Genomic DNA, 20312 nt, shown 5'->3' with positions numbered 1-20312 from the left:
GAGATTCCCTGGCTGATCTCCTCAGCCGGGTTTGCTTGCCATTCATAATTGGCACCCCTATTATAGCAATAAGCGTGCCAACTTCATAGCATCAGTAAGTTGCTCATATAAAATAAAATGCAAAAATTGCCAGAGAGCCTGAGGAAAAATAGTAGCCGTATTTTGTCAGTATTGACATTATTTGTCGCTCAAACGGGATTCCGGTCCCCGTTGCCGTTCCGCTTCTCGGCCTTGCGGACCTGGTTGAGGTCGTATTTGCCGATGAGATAGCGGATGGTCCGGTAGCTCAGCCCCAGGAGCGGCGCCGCCTTCTGCAGGCTGCCGCCGGTCAGGGCCAGCGCTTCCTGGATATACTTCTTGGTGAGATCGTCGAGGTGATGGGTCAGGTTGAAGCCCGGGGCGAAGAGCTCCTGGGTCTCGAGTTTCTTTTTCTGCGGCGAAACGATCTCCTGCGGCAGGCAGGCGGCGGTGACCGTCTCGCGGTCCTCGATGGCCACGATGCGCTCGATGACGTTCTCGAGCTCGCGGATATTACCCGGCCAGGCATAGCCCTCGAGCAGGCCGACGACGTCGGGCGTGAACCGCTTGGGCCTCTTGCCCATCTTGTCGCAGTACTTCTGGAGGAAATGGCCGATGAGCAGGGGGATGTCCTCCGTCCTCTTCCGCAGGGGCGGCATGTCGACGGAGATGACGTTCAGCCGGTAGAACAGCTCCTCGCGGAACTTGCCTTCGGCGATCCTCTTCTTGAGGTCCTGGTTGGTCGCCGCGATGATGCGGACGTCGACCGGGATCTCGTCGGCCCCGCCCACCCGGCGGACCTTGCGCTCCTGGAGGGCCCGCAGCAACTTGACCTGGGTCCAGGGCGACATCTCGCCGACCTCGTCGAGGAACAGGGTGCCCCGTTGGGCCAGCTCGAACATCCCTTTCTTGTCCGAGACCGCTCCGGTGAACGAGCCGCGGACATGTCCGAAGAGCTCGCTCTCGAGCAGGTTCTCGGGCAGGGCGGCGCAGTTGATGGAGACGAAGGGATGGTCGCGCCGCGCGCCCTGGAGGTGGACGGCCCGGGCGGCCATCTCCTTGCCTGTCCCGCTCTCCCCCGTGATCAGGACGGTCGAGTCGGTCGAAGCGACCTTCTCGATGAGGATATAGATCTCCTGCATCGCCCGGCTCTTGCCGATCATCTGCTCGAAGCCGTAGCGGTCCTTGAAGTCCCGCTTGAGCAGCTGGTTCTCCTGCCGCAGGCGTCGGGCGGCCAGCCCCCGGGCGACGATGATCTTCAGCTCCTCGACGTCGAAGGGCTTGACGACGTAGTCCAGGGCCCCGGCCTTCAGGGCCTCGACGGCCTGGGCGATGCTGCCGTAGGCCGTGATGAGGATGACCGGCAGGTCGGGCAGGTTCTCGCGGGCATAGCGGAGGATGTCCATGCCGTCGGCGCCGGGCATTTTGATGTCCGTGACGACGAGATCGACCTCCTCCTTGGCCAGGATCTCGAAGCCGCCGGCGGCCGACGGGGCGGTCTTGACGCCGTAGCCTTCTTTCTTGAAGACGACCGTCAGCAGGTCGAGGAGGCTCTTCTCGTCGTCAATTATCAGGATCGTATCCATGCCGCCGACCTCACGCCCCGGCGCCCTTGCGCAGAGGCAGGATGATTTGTACTTCCGTCCCCTCGTCGGGGGCCGACCGGATGTCGATCCGGCCGTCGTAGTCGTCGATGATCTTGCGGACGATCGACAGGCCCAGGCCGCGCCCGTTCTCGAACCCGGAATAGAAGGGCTCGAAGAGATGGGCCTGGTCCTCTCCGGACATGCCCCGGCCGGTATCGGCGACGACGATGCGGACATCTTTCCGGCCGTGCTCCGGGAAGTCGAGCCGAAGCCGGCCGCCGCCGGGCATGGCCTTGAGGGCGTTCTTGATCAGGTTCCAGAAGACCTGGCGGAACTGGCCGGCGTTGCCGATAAAGGGGACGTCGGCCGTCCGGTAGTTGCCTTCCACCTCGACCTTGCCGTCGATCTCCCCGCCGACCAGGAGCATCTTGACCGTCTCGTCCATGATGTCGCGCAGGTTGATCGGGGCGAAGATCTGCTTGGCCGGCAGGGCAAAATCCAGGAACTGCTCCAGGCTGTGGGAGACTCGCTCCGATTCCCTGAGGACGATGTCCATGAGCTCCTTCTGCTCGGCGCTCAAGGCCAGTTCCTTCTTGAGCACCTGGACCGAGCCGGAGATGGCCGCCAGGGGGTTGCGGATCTCGTGGGCCAGGCTGGCCGAGACGCGGCCGGCCTCGGACAGGCGCTCCCGGACGAGGAGCTCCTTCTCGGCGGCCCGCAGGGCCTCCCTGGTCCGGCGCAGGCTGACCGTCAGCTTGCTCATCAGGGCGGCGATGACGAAGAAGACGGCCCAGGCGATGAAGAGCGTCACCAGCATCGTCCCTAGGGGCGGCCTGACGGCCTGGTCCGGCCGGAAGGGCGGAAAGAGCCCGGCGTAGGCGCCGTCGACCAGGGCGCCGAAGAGGATGGCCGCCAGCGACGCGGCCAGGAAGCCCGAGCGCCCGGACAGGACCAGGCTGGCGGCGATGACGGGGAAGACGTAGAGGAAGTACATCGAGGAGCCGATGCCCCCCGAGATGTAGACGAAAGCGGTGATGAAGAGCAGATCGAAAACGACCTGGAGATAGGCCTGGACGGCCAGGGCCCGGCCCCAGGCATAGAGGCCGAAGCAGACGGCCGCGAACCCGCAGCCGGCCAGGATAACATAGTAGAACGGCAGGTTCGGGCCGGCCTCGGGCGAGGAGAACTGGATGATCAGGGCCGAAACCAGGAGCGAGGTCAGCACGACCAGGCGATAGATGTTGTAGAGGAGGACGCTGCGGCGCTCGACCGGGCCGGAACGGTCTGCCGGTCGGGGTTTGACGGCGTCCATCCTCTCCTCCCCGCCCCGCCCGTCCCCTAGAACGCCTTCATCAGGCCGAAGATGGGCAGGTACATGGAAATGACCAGCCCGCCGACCATGCCGCCGACGAAGATGAGCAGGATGGGCTCAAGGACCGAAAGGAGGGCCGCCACCGAGTTGTCGACCTCCTCGTCGTAGAAGGAGGACAGCTTGTTCAGCATCTCGTCGAGCGTGCCGGTGGCCTCGCCGACGTTTATCATCTGGAGCATCATCAGCGGGAATTGGCCGGATTGCTTGAACGACTCGCTCAGGGTTTTGCCCTCGGAGACGAGCTTGCGGGTCTCGATGATCTCCTTCTCGATGACGACGTTGCCGGCCGTGGTCGAGGTGATCTTGAGGGCTTCGAGCATGGGGACGCCGCCGGAGATCAGGGTCGACAGGGTCCGGGTCACCCGGGTCATGGCCACCTTGTAAAGGAGCTTGCCGAAGAGCGGCAGCTTCAGGGCCAGGCGGTCGGTCGACCAGCGGCCGGGGGTCGTGCTGCGGTAATAGCGGAAGAGGAAGATCAGGGCGACGATGCCGATGATGACGAAGACGATGTACTTCTGGACGAAGTTGCTCAGGGCCACGACGAAGGCCGTCAGGCCCGGCAGCTCGGCCCCGAGGTCATTGAAGATGTTGGCGAAGATGGGGATGACCTTCCACAAGAGGAAGATGGCCACGGTGATGGCGAAGATGACGATGGCCACCGGGTAGATCATGGCCTGCTTGACCTTGGCCCGCAGGCGGACGTTCTTCTCGATGAACTCCGACAGGCGGCGGAGCATGATGTCCAGGGAGCCCGACTGCTCGCCCGAGGCGATGAGGTTGCAATAGAGGTCGTCGAAGACCTTGGGATGCTTCCGCTTGGCCTGGTTGAGGGTCGAGCCGGCCTCGACGTCCTCCTTGACGGTCTTGATGACGTTCTTGAAATAAACGTTCTTCTGCTGGTCCTCGAGGATGCCCAGGCTCTGGATCAGGGGCAGCTCGGCGTCGATGAGGACCGAGAGCTGTCGGCTGTAGACCGACAGGTCCTTGAGCTTGACCTTTTCCCGCTTGAGGAAGGGGATCTTGAACCCCGTCTTGGCCGGAGCGATGCTGAAGACCTGGATCTGGTCCTTCTGCAGCATCCGGACCAGCTCTTCCTTGGTCGCCGCGACGCGCTCGCCGCCGACGGCGTCGCCGTAGCGGTTCTTGCCTTTCCAAACGTAGGTCGCCATAGTGCACCTCGCCTTTCGCGGGCCGCCCCTAGCGCCGGGCCGGCCCCGCCGCGCCGCCGGATCCGATCTTGATCCCCTCGCGGCGCTGGATGATGTCGGTCAGCTCCTCGGGGAAGGAGGTCATGGACATGACGGTTTCCAGGCTGACCAGCCTGCGGAAGTACAGGTTGGCCAGCGACTGGTTGAAGGTCTGCATGCCGAACTTTTCCTGGCCCATCTGCATGGCCGAGTAGATCTGGTGGATCTTGTTCTCCCGGATGAGGTTGCGGATGGCCGGGTTGGGGATGAGGATCTCCATGGCCAGGACCCGGCCCTTGCCGTCGATGCGCGGCAGGAGGGCCTGGGTCATGACCGCCTCGAGCGACATCGACAGCGTGATCCGGACCTGGGCCTGGTACTGGCTGGGGAAGATGTCGATGATGCGGCTGATCGACTCGACGGCCGAGTTCGTGTGCAGCGTCGAGAAGGTCAGGTGGCCCGTCTCGGCGACGCGCATACAGGCCTCGACGGTCTCGAAGTCGCGCATCTCGCCGACCAGGACGACGTCGGGGTCCTCGCGCAGGACCGAGCGCAGGGCGTTGCCGTAGGACTGGGTGTCGGCGTAGAGCTCGCGCTGGTTGATGATCGCCTTGCGCGGCGTCAGGTAGTACTCGATGGGGTCCTCGATGGTGACGATGTGGACCGGCCGCTCGGCGTTGATGTGCTCGATCATGCAGGCCAGGGTCGTCGACTTGCCGCAGCCGGTCGGCCCGGTGACGATGATCAGGCCCCGCGGCAGGTAGCAGAGCTGCTGGACCCGCTGGGGGATGCCCAGCTGGGCGAAGCTCCACATCGAGGGCAGGAAGCGGCGGAAGGCCCCGGCCACGGCGCCCTTCTGCATGAAGACGTTGGCCCGGAACCGGCCCAGCTCCTTGACGCCGAAGGAGAAGTCGAGCTCGAGCTTCTCCTCGAACAGCCGCTTCTGCTTGTCGGTCATGATGCTGTAGATGATCTCCTTGGTCTCGGCCGGGGTCAGGGCCGGGTGGTCGAGGTCCCGGAGGACGCCGTGGACGCGGATGCGCGGCGGGATGTAGGTCGTGATGTGGAGGTCGCTGGCGTCGGCCTCGACGCAGGCTTTCAGAAGCTCGAAGATCGGCTTGGCCATGGGATTCTTCCTCTCTTTCCGCGCCCCGTCACTCGTCCCGGACGGTCTCGCGCAGGACTTCCTCGACCGAGGTGATGCCGTTCTTGATCTTGACCAGGCCGCTCCGCCGCAGGGTCAGCATGCCCTTCTCGATGGCCTTCCTCTTGATCTCCCGGGACTGGGCCCGGGTCAGGATCATGGTGCGGATGTCATCGTCCACCTTCATGACCTCGAACAGGGCGGTCCGGCCCTTGTACCCGGTCTTGTTGCAGGCGTCGCAGCCGCCGGGCTTCATGACCTGGAGCCCCTTGACCTCGTTCTTGTGATAGCCCATCTCGAGCAGGGCCGACTCGGGCAGCGGGTGCGGCTGGGCGCACTTCTTGCAGAGCTTGCGGACCAGCCGCTGGGCGGCGACCAGGATGAGCGAGTCGGCGATCAGGAAGGGCTCGATGTTCATGTTCTCCATGCGGGTGATCGAGCTCGCGGCGTCGTTGGTGTGGATGGTGGAGAAGACCAGGTGGCCTGTCAGGGCGGCCTTGATGGCGATATCGACGGTCTCCTGGTCGCGCATCTCGCCGACCAGCATGACGTCAGGATCCTGCCGCAGGAAGCTGCGCAGGCAGGCGGCGAAGGTCAGCCCGATCTCGTCCTTGATCTGGACCTGGTTGATGTTCGGGACGTTGAACTCGACCGGGTCCTCGGCGGTCATGATGTTCATGTCCGGCGAATTGATGGTCGAGATGGCCGAGTAGAGCGTGTTCGTCTTGCCGCTGCCGGTCGGCCCGGTGACGAGGACGATGCCCCAGGGCCGGCCGATGGCTTCCTGGAAGACGGTCAGCGACTCTTCTTCGAAGCCGAGCTGGGTCAGGTCGAGCTTGAGCATCTCCTTGTCGAGGATACGGGCGACGATCTTCTCCCCCCACAGGGTCGGCAGGGAGGAGACGCGCATGTCGACCTCTTTCTTCTTGCCGTTGTCGAGGCGCAGGCGCATCTTGATCCGGCCGTCCTGCGGCAGGCGCTTCTCGGCGATGTCCATGTTCGCCAGGATCTTGACGCGGGACAGGACCGGGCTGCGGTACTTCAGGGGCAGGTTGACGATCTCGTAGAGGTCGCCGTCCATGCGGTAGCGGACGCGGAAGCTCGTTTCGTAGGGCTCGAAGTGGACGTCGCTGGCGCCCCGCTTGATGGCGTCGACGAAGGTCTGGTTGACCAGCTTGATGATCGGGGCTTCTTCGGCCTCGGTCTCGTCGCCCTCGGTCAGGACGTCCGTTTCCTTGTCTTCGTCGATGATGTTGACCCGGCCGTCGTCGGCCAGGGCGATGTCCTCGATGATCTTCTTGACCCGGATGGCGTCGGCCGTGCCGTAGTACTTGTTGATGGCGTTGACGACCCCCGTCTCGGAGGCGATGACCGGCTGGATCGACAGGCCGGTCCGGAAGCGGATGTCCTCGATTATCTCGAGGTCGGTCGGGTCGACCATGGCCAGGGTCAGGAAGTTCCGGATGCGGTGGATGGGCATGACCAGGTACTTCTTGGCCACGTCCACGGGAATGAGGCTGATGACCTCGGAGTAGACGTCGAACTGGTCGAGGTCGATGTAGGGATAGCCGAGCTGGCGGCTGAGGGCCTGGGCGATGTCCTCCTCGGTCAGGTAGCCGAGCTGAACGAGCGAAGTCCCGACCGGGAGACTGTTCTTTTTCTGGAATTCCAGGGCGGTTTTCAGCTGGTCAACCGAGAGGATCTTCTCCCGCAGCAACAGCTCGCCCAGGTTGGATGCCATTTTTTATTCCGTCATCTTATGTTTTTAGACAATTCCTGTCAATCTCGCCGTTTCCGGCCTCCTTATTAATCAAGGACGATCGGGCCCCGCTAAATTTTCCAATGCGAGAGAGATTCAGGAATTTCAAGGCATTGCTCCCACGGCGCCTATTCTCTCTCAGCGACAAATTACGTCAATCACCCGGGATGAGCATTGCCTGGGTGAAATTACCAAAAATTGTCTCATCTCGCGGGGTGAGAAGCGGGACCGGAGGTGGCACCTCCACTCTGGAGAGGGGCGACGCTAAAGGAAGGACCTGCTTTCAGGGATGAAGCCCATAATCCTTGACATCGACTGTTCTGCCGCCGATGATTAGCCTGGGGGGCAAGATGCAGGGAGTCGCGGCCCTTCGAGTCCCAAGGAGAATCCCCTCCGGATAAGGCGCTTGATGATTTGCGGCGGAGTTGTGGCCGGCTATATGTCATCGACTGGCGCATGATCGGCAATGGGGGCAGAGAGCGGGCCGGCGACCACAATCCTCCGAGCACGGTCTACAAGTATTATGCCTACGCGGCGAATTATGCTTCCGACCATGTTTCCGCCTTTGCCATCAATGCCGCCACGGGGGCATTGTCAACCGTGGCCGGCTCGCCGTTCGCCACGGACTCACCCGCGGCGATCGCGATCATCCGGAAAGCCCAGCAGGGCGGGTGAACGAAAAGGATCCACGGGAGCTCCCCAGGCGGGGCGCGGGCGGGCCCTTTCATGCTGACCGTCGGATTGTGGTATACTTGATCCTCGGCATAATCCCGAATGGCTCGACCTTCAAACGAGAAGCACTCGGTCCCGGTCTATTCTGGCCACGACAAGGCGATAACGATCGAGTGGCCGTCTCTTTGCGTTCATTAACCGCGGGATCGGAACGGGGGCAGGAAGGAGATACCGGTCATGGAAGGCGGCTTAGCCAATTCGCCCATCAAGCGCATCTCTTTCATCGGCAACTACCTGCCGCGGCAGTGCGGCATCGCCACGTTCACCACCGATCTATGTGAGGCCGTCGCCTCGGAATATCCTGGCGCGACCTGTATCGCCCTGCCCGTCAACGATACCGAGGCTGGCTATGACTACCCGTCTCGCGTCCGGTTTGAGCTGACGGAGAAGGACATCGAGTCTTACCGGCGCGCCGCCGATTTTCTGAATATCAATAACGTCGATCTCGTGTGCCTTCAATTCGAATACGGGATTTTCGGCGGAAAAGCGGGCAGCCACATTCTGACCCTTTTGCGCGAATTGCGCATGCCCGTCGTCACGACCCTGCATACCATCCTTAACGAACCCGACCCTGACCAGCGCCGGGTGTTGGAAGGCGTCGCGGCCCTGTCAGATCGGCTGGTCGTCATGAGCGAACGCGGCTCTGAATTCCTGCGGACGGTCTATCATGTCCCGCCGGAGAAGATCGATCTGATCCCTCACGGCATCCCCGACGTGCCCTTCGTCGACCCCAGCTTCAACAAGGACCTCTTCGGCGTCGAGGGCAAAACCGTTTTGCTCAGCTTTGGCCTGCTGTCGGCGAACAAAGGGATCGAAACCGTCATCTCGGCCTTGCCGGCCATTGTGGCCCGCTATCCCGATGTCGTGTATATCGTTGTCGGCGCTACACATCCCCACGTGATCAAGCACGAAGGGGAAACTTACCGGCTGTCGCTGCAATGGCTGGCTCAGGAGAGGGGCGTGGAAGGTCACGTGATCTTCTACAATCGTTTCGTCAGCCTGGAGGAGCTCGTTGAGTTCATCAGCGTCGCGGACATCTACATCACTCCCTATCTGAACGCGCAGCAGATCACTTCCGGCACGCTGGCCTACACCGTGGGAGCGGGCAAAGCCGTGATTTCGACGCCGTACTGGTATGCGGAAGAGCTGCTATCCGCAGGACGAGGCTCCCTGGTCCCGTTCCGTGACCCGGCAGCCTTGGCCGAACAGGTCATCTACTTGCTGGAAAACGAGGCCGAGCGCCACGCCATGCGCAAGCGGGCTTACCTGTTTGGACGGGCGATGATCTGGCCGGAGGTGGCGCGCCGCTACATGGAGAGTTTTGAACGCGCCCGCACCGAACGCCGGCATTTCGCGCCCGCAGGCTTCGCGGCCAAAGCCCTGGATAGACACGCTGGGGACCTGCCCCCTCTCAAGCTGGACCACTTGCGCCACATGACCGACGAGACGGGCATGTTGCAGCATGCCATTTTCACCGTGCCCAACTACGGGGAGGGCTACTGCACCGACGACAATGCTCGAGCGCTGATGGTGAGCGCGCTGATCGAGGCGCTGGGCATCAAAGAGCCCTTCGAGCTGGCGTCGCGCTATCTCGCCTTCCTTTGGTATGCCTTCAATACGAAGACCCGGCGTTTTCGCAACTTCATGGATTACCAGCGCCAGTGGCAGGAGGATAGCGGTTCAGATGACAGCCACGGCCGCGCGTTATGGGCGCTGGGCATGGTGTTGGGCAACGCGAACACCCCTGCCGTCCAAAATATGGCGGGCTGGCTGTTCGAGCAGGCCTTGCCTGCCATTCGTGATACGACCAGTCCGCGGGCCTGGGCATTCGCGCTCATCGGGATCCATGAGTACCTGCGGCGGTTTGCCGGTGATCGGAGGGCAGGCCAGGTCCGGGAGGACTTGGCCGGGCGGCTCATGACCCTCTATCAAGGCCATCGTTCGGACGAATGGCTCTGGTTTGAGGATGGGCTGAGTTATTGCAACGCCGCGCTGCCGCACGCGTTGCTGACCTGCGGCCGATCGATGGCGAACGCGGCCATGGCCGAGGCCGGACTGGAGTCGCTCCGCTGGTTGACCAACCTCCAGTGCTCGGACCCGGGCGGGGGGCATTTTGTCCCCATCGGGTCCCGCGGCTTCTATCAGCGGGGCGGTGAGCGCGCCCGGTTCGATCAACAGCCGGTCGAAGCCCAAGCGATGGTATCCGCCTGCCTTGAAGCCTACCGGGTCACGGGAGACAAGCGCTGGAACAAGGAAGCGCGCCGGGCCTTCGATTGGTTCATAGGCCGCAACGACCTCAGCCTCCCCGTCTACGACCCGACGACCGGAGGTTGCCGGGACGGCCTGCATCCCGACCGGCCCAACGAGAATCAGGGCGCGGAATCGACGCTCGCCTTTCTCCAGGCTCTGTTGGAATTGCGCTTGGCTGAAAATACGCTGCTATCTTTGGAGTCACGATCTCAATGAACAATCACCGCCCCGAGCTCTTGCGCCGTTACAAGAACAACCCCATCTTGACCGCCGCCAATTGGACCTATCCGGTCCATAGCGTATTTAATCCCGGCGCCGCATTGCTGCCTGATGGCACGACCCTGCTTTTATGTCGAGTCGAGGATCGCCGCGGGCAGTCCCATCTTTGCGCGGCCCGGTCCATAAATGGCGTGGATGATTGGCGGATCGATCCTCAGCCCACCCTGTCGGCTGATCCCAAGCACTTTCCAGAAGAAATGTGGGGAATCGAAGATCCGCGCATCACCTATCTTCCCGAATTGGACAAATACGCCGTCGTATATACCGCCTACTCACGCGAGGGGCCTGGCGTGGCCCTGGCGACCACGGAAGATTTCCGCCGTTTCGAGCGCTACGGCGTGATCATGCCCCCGGAAGACAAGGACGCGGCTTTGCTGCCTCATCGTATTGGCGGGAATTGGGCCTTGATTCATCGCCCGGTCAGCTCTCCCAGGGCCAATATTTGGATGTCCTATTCGCCCGATCTGCGCTATTGGGGCAACCACAAGCTGATGTTGGAATGCCGGCGCGGCGGGTGGTGGGACGCCAACAAGATCGGACTCTCCCCTCCGCTCATCGAAACCCCAGAAGGTTGGCTGATGATCTACCACGGAGTGCGGCAGACTGCGGCTGGTTCGCTGTACCGGCTGGGGCTCGCCCTCTTTGATCTGAACGCACCGGAGCGTTGCCTCAAGCGCAGCGATGAGTGGTTCTTTGGCCCGGAGGCGCCCTACGAGCAGCACGGGGACGTTGGCAGCGTCGTGTTCCCCGGAGGCTTCACCATTGCGCCCGATAACGACATGATCAACCTGTACTATGGAGCGGCGGATTCGAGCATCGCCCTCGCTTCCGGCAGTATTCACGCCCTCCTGGAGTGGCTGGGATGACCAGTCCGTTCTTCCGAAATGATCTCCGAGCTGCGCCCGAGCGAAAATCCTTGACGCAGAGCCCCGGCAGGAATACATAAGGGGCAGGGAGGGCGTGATAAATGGCAGACACGGTTCTCTTTGAATCTATCCTGACCGATGCCGATTGCCATGCGGCAGAGCCTGGAGCCAAGCCTGGGTGGATACTGAAATTCGGGAACGGGGCAATACTAAGGGCAGAGCCTGGAGCCGCGGAAGCGCTCAAGGGGGAGACCGTATGGTGGGTGGGAAGGAAATACCGAGTTATGTCACAGAAGGTGGGTATCATCGCCAAAGCTCAGACTCTTATCGCCGAATTGGTGCAGGAAGAATCCATGAAGTAATGGATCGGCCCCATGTGTTTCATGGGCCCTTGTTGTGTTCCTGATCCCAAGAAACCGGGATGAACCCTGTGACTGATCGGGAACCACGCCAAACGCATGACAGGGATCCCGAAAGCTGATCCAGCAAAGTGCTCGAGGATTCTTGGCGGACAGGTTGGCTGCTCCTCGCCCGCATAACCACGAGGAACGTTCTCCCAGCCGGCTCATATCCTCCCCGGGACGAGACAAGGACTGCGGTCGCCTATGCTCGAAACTGTGCGGCCAGGAAGACGAGGCTCCCGGCGAGCCGCCGGCGGCGGAACGACCGTCGCATGCAGCCCTCCTTTACGGAAGCGCCGAGAGCCATGACCGACAAGGATTTCCTCCATAAACGGGAGAGCACGGTCCATCCGAATCATGATATTCCCAATTCATGGATCCAACTCGACACCCTTGAGCCCGCGGAGCTTGCGCTGGCTCCGTAGATAGCGATCCCCTCCAGTACGGTCGCCTTGGGACATGCTTTGATGATGTCCCGTTCGCTATGGCCCATTCCGCTACCCTCATGGGTACAAAATGGGACGATTGTCTTTCCGGAAAAATCATAACTTTCGAGGAAAGTGTAAACCGGCATGGGCATCGTTCCCCACCAAATCGGAAAGCCCAAGAAGATTACGTCGTAGGACTCCATATGTTCGATTCGTCCCGTCAGCTTCGGCCTGGCTTTGGAATGCAGCTCCTTCCTGGCGACTTCGGTCGTCTCCATGTAATCTTCGGGATAGCCTGTCACGGATTCGATATGGAACGTGTCGCCTCCCGCCTTCGTCTGAATCATGTTTGCGACGACTTCCGTATTTCCGACCTTTAAGTCAGCGATCCTGCCGCCGACGATGTTCTGTCCCTTCCGGGAATAAAAGGCGATCAAGCACTTTTTTATAGTCGCGTTCATAACGAGATCCTCCTCCGATCATTATTTCCATAATGGCATTGTTCGCGCTTTAGCCGGCATTCCCACGGCGAGAGACTGAGGGAAACCCGGCCCTTGCCACGCCGCTTCGGGCCGGTATTATTCCTTCGACCCCGATCCGCAAAAGACATAATACATAACGGCGTCCCAAGCATTGTGAATGCCGACAAAGAGCAGCATCACGGCGGTCCCGCCGACCAGGAACAGGGCTATACGAGCGCGCGAAAAGGCCACACAAGCCGATATGGCGAGGACCGTGTAAGCCATAACCGGCAGCAGGACATGGAATAACCAGTCCTCGAACACGGGCTGGTAGAAAGTCTGCCGACGCATGCGCCGGGCCACCACGAGGATGTACACGATCCCAAAGACGCCCAGCAATCCCCAGAGTGCCGAGATCGCTGCCATCCCGTTCCAGGGCGCAGAGGCAATCGCTGACAGCAATAGCACGACTCCGAAATGAACGACGCTCGGCGTCGCAAAGGCCCGGCCGGCCTGCGCTTCACCTCTTACGATCGGTCCCGCCGCAATGAGCATAATGACGACGAACTGCAACCCGATCAGGGCCCCGGCTGACGAGCCGACGATGACGTAGAAATCTGCCCATCCCTTAATCACCGTCATGTTCGAGCAACCTCCCCCGCACGTCTCATCCGTCGCGCTTCAAAGCCGGCGATCGGTTCACACCGCGTCGTCAGGGTACACTCAAGTACCCGCTGGACGCTCATCGAGGAGCAAGCTCGCCGTACCAATAGGCGGCAGTCACTCCACCATCCATAAGGATGTCGCTGCCGGTGATGAACCCACCGTCCGGGCCCATGAGCAGCGCGCCGACAGTGCCCACCTCGTCTGGAGTACCAGCACGTCCAGCCGCGGACACCTCGATCATACGTCGGTATCCTTCACCTCGTGGCCCGGCCAATTCGTCCTTGGCGAGCGGTGTGATAATGATGCCCGGGCTGATCGTGTTGATCCGGGCACCACGCTTGCCCCAGCGTATCGCCTCGGCCATGACGCGCAGCGAGTTCCCGCGCTTCGCGATCTGATATGCATGAAGAGAATCCGTCACTTGGTCGGGTTGAAGGAAGGGAAGTGCGAGCAACTCTTCCACGGGCGTTGTGGCCAACGCTTTATTCTGTTCGACGGTGAGTGGGGGGAGGCGATGCCCGGACTGCGACGCGATGACGACCCCAGCGCCACCACGGGCGACGACGTTGCCGAACTCCTCCAGGACGAGTGCCGTGCCATATAGATCGATTTTGAGGATCGTCGCCGGCGAGGCCTGCGTCGGGGAGACACCGGCAGCATGGATAAGTCCGATGATGTCACCGAGACCTGTAGCCGTCTCGACGAGCGCGTGTACGGCCTCGCGCGAGGACGCGTCGACGGTCGCGACGCTCACCTCGTATCCGGCGTTCTCCAGGACCTCTGCTGCCGCATTGGCGTTGTCCGGGCGCATATCGGCCAGAAGGACGTGCTTGCCTACACCGACCCGCCGGGCGATTGCTTGGCCAATCTGACCTGATCCGACGACGACAATCACGTTTCTCATGCTTATTCCCCTAGAGGCCCGAGTATTGCCTGCGCTCCAGGAGCGCCGTTTCACGGCGTCTTTTGGGATTGGGTACGTGAAGAATCCCTTTTGGAAAACTGCTCTTTGGCCACCATAATAGCCGTCATCGCATTGGGCCATCCGGCATAAAACGCCAAATGGGTGATGACCTCGATTAGCTCCGTCATCTCGAGCCCGTTGTCGAGCGCCTTATCCAGGTGAAACCGCAACTGGTCAGACCGGTTCAAACTGACGAGCGCCGCTACAGTGATCAAACTTCGATCGCGCTTGGACAAATCCGCGCGTTCCCAGACGTCGCCAAAGAGCACGCGGTCGGTGAGCTCGACCAGCTTGGGAGCAAAGTCTCCGATCATCGTCTCGGCTGTTGAACGCTCTTGCTTCATGAGGGCTCCCTCCTTCAGAGGGCGATCAACGTGTACTGATCGTTGCCCATTTTCAATTCTTTCATGTACGACAGCTGCCGCAGGGCCTTGCGGGATTCAATGCGTTCCTTGAGATCGTGAAGCTCCGCTTCGGGCAGCTTGTACACCATGTCGATGGAAGCTTGTTCGACGGCCAGGATATCGGTGGATGCCAGGATGCCCAAGTTGCGCGCCTTGACCGGCGCGGCGTCGACGCCGGCGCAGTCGCAGTCCACGGACATGTTGCGCAGTACGTTGATGTAGACGATCCTCTTGCCGAAATGATCGATGGTGGCTTTGGCCGACTCCACCATGTTTTCCATGAACGGCTCGCCTTTCAGCCAGCTCTCATAATTTTCGTTATCAGGAGCGGCATGGACCATCTTCTTGCCTATAGCCCCGTCCGCACAGCCGATGGCGATATTCTTCAGCGAACCGCCGTAGCCGCCCATGGCGTGCCCTTTGAAATGGGTCAGCACGATCATCGAGTCGTAGCTCAACATGTGCTTGCCGACGGACATCTCCTTGAAATGCTTTCCTCCCCTGATGGGGATCATCACCGCCCCGTCCTCGTCCATGATGTCCACCGGACAGAAATCCCAGCCGTTGATCTTAATGGTTGCCCGATGATCCTCCGTCGTGTATCTCTTGCCCTTATAAAGGGTATTGGTTTCAACCAGGTTGCTGTGGGGAATATGCTGCTGCAATGCTTTCACGATTTCCCTCGGCAGGATATTGGGGCCATGCGGCTCGCCGGTGTGCAGCTTGATGGCGACCTTGCCTGTGACGCTTTTATTGATTTTCGAATAGACCTTCAGCAATCCGTCGGCGCTGATATCCTGCATGAAGAAGACTCGGGCTTTGCGCCGCGATGTGCCAAGGACGTTGACTAGGCCTCCGGAGCCGGATGCGGCGACCGCGCCCAGCGTGATAGCGCCGCGCTTAACGAATTCCCGTCGCGTGATCTGCTGTTTCATGTTCTCTCTCCTTGATCCAAGATCCCTTTTTTCAAAGCCACCGGGTCACCGAAGGTATTGCCCGTCGCTGACCTGTTCCATCCAGTCTGCGGTCTTGCCATCAATCCGCTCCACAATCGCGATGTGGGTCATGGCCGTGGTCGCCGTGGCCCCATGCCAATGCTTTTCGCCAGGCGGGATCCAGACGATATCGCCAGGCCGAATCTCCTCTGGGGGGCCGCCCCAGCGCTGGACCAGGCCGCAGCCTGCCGTCACGATCAGGGTCTGCCCCAAAGGGTGGGTGTGCCATGCCGTGCGGGCGCCAGGCTCAAATGTGACGGCGGCGCCAAGAACGCGCGCGGGATCGGGCGCGTTGAACAACGGATCGACCCGAACAGTCCCCGAGAAACATTCCGCCGGTCCCCGGCCGGATGGTTGTGAGCCGCATTTCTTGATCTCCACCGTTTCGTCCCCTTCGCTGTCAGGCTGCCGGATACCGTCTATGACATGCCCTATCCTCCAGGGATGTCCTGGCATCGGCGGCGCATCGTTCGATACGTGGTCCGAGCGCCTCGAAAACCCGCAAGGATCATCACGACGTTCCCCGAAACTGTTCTCCCAGATCTTGTTGACAAAAGGATTATAGCCTTGAAGAGGATCACTGGCTAGTCCAATTCTGCTTTATTCTTGCCTATTTCTCCGCGCATATGGATAATTGAGTTGTGCTCCGCAATAGGATCTGATAATGTCGATCAGGAGATATCAGTGGATAAACAGCCCTCTAAGCAGATGATCGAGAATGGGGGCGCCATCGACATTGCGCTCGAGGCGCTGGGAAAGAGCATTGCCCGATGGACCGAGAAAGGCGACTACCACGAAGCGGGAATCCCGGGATTGTCTCTTCATCGGCGTGATGAACCGAGCCCCCCGACCACGGTCCTGTACGAACCTCGCATCTGTTTGATCGCGCAAGGGGCCAAACGCGTGTGGCTCGGGGATGACACCTATGTGTATGACGCCAGGCACTATCTGATCGCGTCCGTGGACCTGCCCACAGTCGTACGGATCATCATGGCGAGCCGGGAGAAGCCCTACCTGGGGCTCGTCTTGAAGCTCGACCCGCGCGAGCTCTCACAACTGATGGTGGATAGCCATTTGCCCGCCCCGAGGCCCCAGCATTCGAGCCGGGCCATGGCGACCGGCCAGGTCACACTTTCCCTGCTCGCCGCCTTTCAGCGCCTGGTCGACTTGCTTGCCGAGCCTGAGGATATTCCCGTCCTTGCGCCGATCATCCAACGGGAGATCTTCTATCGTCTGCTCGTCGGCGATCAGGGGGTCCGGCTGCGCCGGATGGCTTCTGCGGGAAGTCAAAGCCATCAGATCGCGCGGGTCATCAATTGGCTGAAGGACAACTTCTCGCAGCCGTTACACATCGACGCTCTCGCGCGACGGGTCCACATGAGCGCGTCGACTTTTCACCATCATTTCCGGGCCGTGACTGCCATGAGCCCCCTGCAATACCAAAAATGGTTGCGCTTGAACGAAGCCCGGCGGTTAATGCTCTCCGAGGATCGGGATGCGGCAACTGCGGCGTTCCAGGTCGGCTATGAGAGCCCTTCCCAGTTCAGCCGCGAGTATGCTCGCCTGTTTGGCGCGCCGCCCCTGCGCGACATCACCAGCTTGCGCCGATCGACGCCGTCAGGGAGCGACAAGCCGCCGAAAAAGAGCCGGCCAAGAACACGGAAGCGCGCCTGGAGGGACTCTGCAACGAGGTGACGCACATTTTCGCTTCGTTATAGACATGGCCTCGTTGAAGTAGAAATCAATTTTCTAACAATCAAAGAATAGGGGGGTTAAAAATGAAGAAGGAAACAAAAACGAGAAGTGAAGGTATTCATCGCCGTGACTTCATCGCAAAGTCGGCTCTTGCAGGCGCAAGTTTGGCCTTAGGAAAATGCGTATTTGCCAATCCAGCCTCTGAATTGAAAGGAAACACCATGAATCAACTCAATCCGGCAAGCGATAAACGCAAACTTGGGTCGCTCGAAGTCTCTGCGCTCGGACTGGGCTGTATGAACCTGACATGGGCGTATGGTCCTGGTGTGGATAAGAAGACCGGAGTTTTACTCATACGTTCTGCCTACGAACAAGGCGTTACGTTCTTTGACACCGCAGAGGTTTATGGACCGTTCAAAGACGAAGAATATGTTGGCGAAGCCGTAGCCCCGTTTCGTGACAAGGTGGTGATTGCTACAAAGTTCGGCTTCAACATCAATCCTGACACAAGACAAGTCAGTGGTCTCAACAGCCGGCCCGAACATATCAAGAGGGTTGTGGAAGCATCGTTACGACGACTGAAAACTGATGCTATCGATTTGCTCTATCAACACCGCATAGACCGCAGTGTGTCCATAGAAGATGTCGCAGGTGCAGTCAAGGACCTCATCCTGCAAGGGAAGGTTAAACACTTCGGCCTTTCAGAGGCAGGCCCTAAAACCCTTCGCCGCGCGCATGCTGTTCAGCCTGTCACTGCAGTGCAGAATGAATATTCCTTTTGGACGAGAGACTCTGAACCAATGGTGCTGCCGGCATGTGAGGAACTGGGCATCGGATTTGTACCGTGGAGTCCGTTGGGAATGGGCTATCTTACGGGGAAGATCGACGCGAAGACAAGATTTCAAGAAGGAGATCTTCGTCTGATGTTCCCGCGCTTCACACCTGAAGCGATCTTGGCGAATCGCCCTATTGTGGATTTGCTAACCGAGGTAGCGAAAAAGAATGGAGCCACCCCCGGACAAGTTGCGTTGGCGTGGCTGCTTGCTCAGAAACCTTTTATTGTTCCAATACCAGGTACGACGAATGTATCGCATTTGAAAGAAAATCTTAGTGCAACAGCCGTTTATCTATCCTCAGAAGACAGGCGACACCTTAAGGATGGTTTTTCCAAATTGCGAGTGTACGGCGATCGTTCCACTGCCGCTTTGCTTGAAATGAGCGATGCAATGAAGTAGGCGCACCAAAAATGGAAAGTATTCCCGATGAAAGAACTCACGGCTTGGGGACTTCGGAGTCGATTAGTCGCAGTCGAAGAGAGTTTACGATGGCCTACCTCCTATGCCAAATCGCGAACCTCCCTGTACACCAGCGTGCCGAGGGGGAATTTTTCTCGAGGAAACAGAGAGCGCGCCCGGCCCGGAGTTCCTAGAACCTTTCTTCCTAGCTGACGCCGAGGCGATCCGGAACGTCCGGCGGGCGGCGTCAATCATCAGGGACCTCTCAAGGGAGGCCTCTGTACCCGCATAGGAGACGCACATGGTCGAAGTCAACTTTTCCAATGAATCAAAGATGGCCCGCGAGGACTCCAAGGCCGAGGTCCTGAGGTCGATCCGGAAGAACTGCCTCGACTGCACCACGGGGAGCGTCGTGGAGGCCAAGTACTGCTCGGCGCTGGACTGCCCTCTCTGGCCGTATCGCTTCGGGTGTACGCCCCGGCAGGTCAAGGAGCAGGAACTGCTCGACAAGCGGAATTTCGCGGACGGCGAGCGCTTCGGGCCGGACAAGATGGTCAATCAGCTTGAGGATGCCGCCGAAACCGCGCCGGATTCACAGAATTTGGACGAAGGGTACCCCTCAGAATGAAAAACAAGGCCGGGTTAGTACATTCGGCGGCGTCGATGCCGAGATGGCCCGATATTGACGAATACAAGCGCAAGCTCGCGGCCTCCCTCGGCGGTCAAAAGGTCAGCACGTCCAGGCCCCCCAAGCCCAAGGGCCGACCGAAGCCGACCAAAGAGGAGAAGCTCAAGTATGCCCTCGATAAAGGGTCTTACGCCGCCGAGCGATCCACCCAGGAACTTCTCTGGCAGGTCGGCCAAGGTGGGGCCGAGGTCGTCAGCGGGAAGTTCGACCACCGGGTGTGGTGGATTCTGCTCGTCGCCGCGAAGAAGATTGTCAACGATGGTCTGCCGGTCTTCGAGAAGCCTGAAGAGGTGCAGATGGCCGAGTCCGACCTGAAGCGCTTCCCGATGCTTTTCCAACCCGGCAAGGACTACGTCCTGCCCTCCATCGAATTCGACGACATCGAATTCAGGAAGATTCTCAACAAGCCCGACCTTACGTCCGACGACATCGAGTCCGTCGTGACGAACCTGGCCAAGCTGGTTATCAAGACGCCGAAGAAATTCGAAGTGGTCAAGGTCGGGGAGGACAAGGAGCGCGTATCCTACTCGCAGTGCATCGGCGCGATTGCCTGGGCTCAAGTCGAGGGTATGCGGATACGAGAGAAGGGCCGGTGGAAAGGGCGGATGGTCAGGAAGTACCGGATATACTTCAACTCCATGCCTGGTCTGGCCTTTTATCAAAACATCGTCACCCATAGGTTCACCCTCATCAATAACTGGCGGGGGTTCATGGGCCTCAATGGCCCGGAGCAGACTCTGTTCCTTTCGATCTCCTGGCGGGAGGACATTCCGGCCATCTTGACCTTCAACCAGATTGTCAAGATCGTTGGTTGGGAGCGATGGGACGCGGACAACCATGCTCGGCAGGTCGAAAGGGTCGAGGGTCTGCTCGATGGACTGAAGAAGTCCGGCTGGATCGGATCATGGCAACGGCTCCAAGGTGAGGTCTACAAGCTCACCAAGACCGACTTCAACCGGCTCCCCAAGCCGGAGTAACCGAAATCCATATGGAAGGTAATCGGAAACAGTATGGCGAGTAACCGAAATCCATATGGATTTCTCCCCGTCACAATCTTGATCTTAAGAGTGAAGAAAAAGTGAACGAGCGGGGGTTAGCGTCGAAAGGCCCTTCGGGCCTAAGGCCTCGAAGACTCGGCCTTCTTTCAGGATCATATCACCTGGACTGACGGATACGGACCAG

The 20312-nt window shown here is 60.0% G+C and carries 19 protein-coding genes; 8 read left to right on the top strand and 11 right to left on the bottom strand.

Annotated features, from left to right (window positions below; genetic code table 11):
- Nucleotides 1–188: 188 nt before the first annotated feature.
- Genes ABFD52_00790 through pilB form a run of 5 tightly spaced genes read right to left on the bottom strand, consistent with a single transcriptional unit; the run spans nt 189 to nt 7048 of the window.
- Nucleotides 189–1604 carry a sigma-54 dependent transcriptional regulator gene (locus ABFD52_00790; GenBank protein MEN6559296.1) on the bottom strand — a complete coding sequence of 472 codons (1416 nt, stop codon included), beginning with the start codon at nt 1602–1604 and terminating at the stop codon, nt 189–191.
- A gap of 10 nt (nt 1605–1614) precedes the next feature.
- Nucleotides 1615–2916 (bottom strand): ATP-binding protein, encoded by a 1302-nt coding sequence (locus tag ABFD52_00785; protein MEN6559295.1) that lies wholly within the window; start codon nt 2914–2916, stop codon nt 1615–1617.
- Nucleotides 2917–2942: 26 nt separating this feature from the next.
- Complete coding sequence (locus ABFD52_00780; protein ID MEN6559294.1) at nt 2943–4145, bottom strand: type II secretion system F family protein; 1203 nt, start codon at nt 4143–4145, stop codon at nt 2943–2945.
- A gap of 28 nt (nt 4146–4173) precedes the next feature.
- A complete protein-coding gene (locus ABFD52_00775) occupies nt 4174–5289 on the bottom strand; it encodes a type IV pilus twitching motility protein PilT (GenBank protein ID MEN6559293.1) in 1116 nt (371 codons plus the stop codon).
- Between the two features lie 28 nt (nt 5290–5317).
- Nucleotides 5318–7048, bottom strand: a complete 1731-nt coding sequence (pilB, locus tag ABFD52_00770) for a type IV-A pilus assembly ATPase PilB (GenBank protein ID MEN6559292.1) — start codon at nt 7046–7048, stop codon at nt 5318–5320.
- Nucleotides 7049–7522: 474 nt separating this feature from the next.
- Between pilB and ABFD52_00765 the strand changes: the two genes are divergently transcribed.
- From ABFD52_00765 to ABFD52_00750, 4 genes are all read left to right on the top strand, one after another.
- Nucleotides 7523–7741, top strand: coding sequence for a hypothetical protein (locus ABFD52_00765; GenBank protein ID MEN6559291.1), 219 nt, complete (start codon nt 7523–7525; stop codon nt 7739–7741).
- Between the two features lie 234 nt (nt 7742–7975).
- The gene (locus tag ABFD52_00760) at nt 7976–10264 is read left to right on the top strand and encodes a glycosyltransferase family 4 protein (GenBank protein MEN6559290.1); all 2289 of its coding nucleotides are present in this window, start codon (nt 7976–7978) and stop codon (nt 10262–10264) included.
- Complete coding sequence (locus tag ABFD52_00755; protein ID MEN6559289.1) at nt 10261–11193, top strand: glycosidase; 933 nt, start codon at nt 10261–10263, stop codon at nt 11191–11193. Before ABFD52_00760 ends, ABFD52_00755 begins: the two co-directional genes overlap by 4 nt.
- 101 nt (nt 11194–11294) lie before the next feature.
- Entirely contained in the window at nt 11295–11555 is a 261-nt protein-coding gene (locus ABFD52_00750) for a hypothetical protein (GenBank protein MEN6559288.1), read from the top strand.
- Nucleotides 11556–11949: 394 nt separating this feature from the next.
- Here the strand turns inward: ABFD52_00750 and ABFD52_00745 are convergent, their stop codons facing one another.
- The 6 genes from ABFD52_00745 to ABFD52_00720 all read right to left on the bottom strand — a co-directional run bounded on the left by ABFD52_00745 (nt 11950) and on the right by ABFD52_00720 (nt 15893).
- Nucleotides 11950–12483 (bottom strand): flavodoxin, encoded by a 534-nt coding sequence (locus ABFD52_00745; protein MEN6559287.1) that lies wholly within the window; start codon nt 12481–12483, stop codon nt 11950–11952.
- Between the two features lie 117 nt (nt 12484–12600).
- Nucleotides 12601–13125, bottom strand: a complete 525-nt coding sequence (locus ABFD52_00740; GenBank protein MEN6559286.1) for a hypothetical protein — start codon at nt 13123–13125, stop codon at nt 12601–12603.
- Between the two features lie 100 nt (nt 13126–13225).
- Complete coding sequence (locus ABFD52_00735) at nt 13226–14053, bottom strand: SDR family oxidoreductase (protein ID MEN6559285.1); 828 nt, start codon at nt 14051–14053, stop codon at nt 13226–13228.
- Between the two features lie 50 nt (nt 14054–14103).
- The gene (locus ABFD52_00730; protein MEN6559284.1) at nt 14104–14457 is read right to left on the bottom strand and encodes a carboxymuconolactone decarboxylase family protein; all 354 of its coding nucleotides are present in this window, start codon (nt 14455–14457) and stop codon (nt 14104–14106) included.
- Nucleotides 14458–14471: 14 nt separating this feature from the next.
- Entirely contained in the window at nt 14472–15452 is a 981-nt protein-coding gene (locus tag ABFD52_00725) for a DUF362 domain-containing protein (GenBank protein MEN6559283.1), read from the bottom strand.
- A 45-nt stretch (nt 15453–15497) separates the two neighbouring features.
- Entirely contained in the window at nt 15498–15893 is a 396-nt protein-coding gene (locus ABFD52_00720) for a cupin domain-containing protein (protein ID MEN6559282.1), read from the bottom strand.
- A 327-nt stretch (nt 15894–16220) separates the two neighbouring features.
- Here ABFD52_00720 and ABFD52_00715 point away from each other — a divergent pair, with 327 nt between their 5' ends.
- The 4 genes from ABFD52_00715 to ABFD52_00700 all read left to right on the top strand — a co-directional run bounded on the left by ABFD52_00715 (nt 16221) and on the right by ABFD52_00700 (nt 20107).
- On the top strand, nt 16221–17207 hold the full coding sequence (locus ABFD52_00715) for an AraC family transcriptional regulator (protein MEN6559281.1): 987 nt from the start codon (nt 16221–16223) through the stop codon (nt 17205–17207).
- A gap of 83 nt (nt 17208–17290) precedes the next feature.
- Nucleotides 17291–18442: an aldo/keto reductase gene (locus ABFD52_00710; GenBank protein MEN6559280.1), complete on the top strand. Its 1152-nt coding sequence runs from the start codon at nt 17291–17293 to the stop codon at nt 18440–18442.
- 301 nt (nt 18443–18743) lie between these two features.
- Entirely contained in the window at nt 18744–19070 is a 327-nt protein-coding gene (locus tag ABFD52_00705; GenBank protein ID MEN6559279.1) for a hypothetical protein, read from the top strand.
- On the top strand, nt 19067–20107 hold the full coding sequence (locus tag ABFD52_00700) for a hypothetical protein (protein MEN6559278.1): 1041 nt from the start codon (nt 19067–19069) through the stop codon (nt 20105–20107). The genes ABFD52_00705 and ABFD52_00700 overlap by 4 nt, the downstream gene beginning before the upstream one ends.
- Nucleotides 20108–20312 lie beyond the last annotated feature (205 nt).

It is taken from the genome of Acidobacteriota bacterium (genome assembly GCA_039683095.1).
Taxonomy (GTDB): domain Bacteria; phylum Acidobacteriota; class Aminicenantia; order Aminicenantales; family Saccharicenantaceae; genus RBG-16-66-30.
Note: the sequence above shows the minus strand (reverse complement) of the source record. Positions and strands in the feature narration are given on the sequence as shown.

Coding starts and splice junctions, on each gene's coding strand:
- ABFD52_00790 (MEN6559296.1), bottom strand. CDS start 1,604: ATGGATACGATCCTGATAATTGACGACGAGAAGAGCCTCCTCGACCTG.
- ABFD52_00785 (MEN6559295.1), bottom strand. CDS start 2,916: ATGGACGCCGTCAAACCCCGACCGGCAGACCGTTCCGGCCCGGTCGAG.
- ABFD52_00780 (MEN6559294.1), bottom strand. CDS start 4,145: ATGGCGACCTACGTTTGGAAAGGCAAGAACCGCTACGGCGACGCCGTC.
- ABFD52_00775 (MEN6559293.1), bottom strand. CDS start 5,289: ATGGCCAAGCCGATCTTCGAGCTTCTGAAAGCCTGCGTCGAGGCCGAC.
- pilB (MEN6559292.1), bottom strand. CDS start 7,048: ATGGCATCCAACCTGGGCGAGCTGTTGCTGCGGGAGAAGATCCTCTCG.
- ABFD52_00765 (MEN6559291.1), top strand. CDS start 7,523: ATGATCGGCAATGGGGGCAGAGAGCGGGCCGGCGACCACAATCCTCCG.
- ABFD52_00760 (MEN6559290.1), top strand. CDS start 7,976: ATGGAAGGCGGCTTAGCCAATTCGCCCATCAAGCGCATCTCTTTCATC.
- ABFD52_00755 (MEN6559289.1), top strand. CDS start 10,261: ATGAACAATCACCGCCCCGAGCTCTTGCGCCGTTACAAGAACAACCCC.
- ABFD52_00750 (MEN6559288.1), top strand. CDS start 11,295: ATGGCAGACACGGTTCTCTTTGAATCTATCCTGACCGATGCCGATTGC.
- ABFD52_00745 (MEN6559287.1), bottom strand. CDS start 12,483: ATGAACGCGACTATAAAAAAGTGCTTGATCGCCTTTTATTCCCGGAAG.
- ABFD52_00740 (MEN6559286.1), bottom strand. CDS start 13,125: ATGACGGTGATTAAGGGATGGGCAGATTTCTACGTCATCGTCGGCTCG.
- ABFD52_00735 (MEN6559285.1), bottom strand. CDS start 14,053: ATGAGAAACGTGATTGTCGTCGTCGGATCAGGTCAGATTGGCCAAGCA.
- ABFD52_00730 (MEN6559284.1), bottom strand. CDS start 14,457: ATGAAGCAAGAGCGTTCAACAGCCGAGACGATGATCGGAGACTTTGCT.
- ABFD52_00725 (MEN6559283.1), bottom strand. CDS start 15,452: ATGAAACAGCAGATCACGCGACGGGAATTCGTTAAGCGCGGCGCTATC.
- ABFD52_00715 (MEN6559281.1), top strand. CDS start 16,221: ATGATCGAGAATGGGGGCGCCATCGACATTGCGCTCGAGGCGCTGGGA.
- ABFD52_00710 (MEN6559280.1), top strand. CDS start 17,291: ATGAAGAAGGAAACAAAAACGAGAAGTGAAGGTATTCATCGCCGTGAC.
- ABFD52_00705 (MEN6559279.1), top strand. CDS start 18,744: ATGGTCGAAGTCAACTTTTCCAATGAATCAAAGATGGCCCGCGAGGAC.
- ABFD52_00700 (MEN6559278.1), top strand. CDS start 19,067: ATGAAAAACAAGGCCGGGTTAGTACATTCGGCGGCGTCGATGCCGAGA.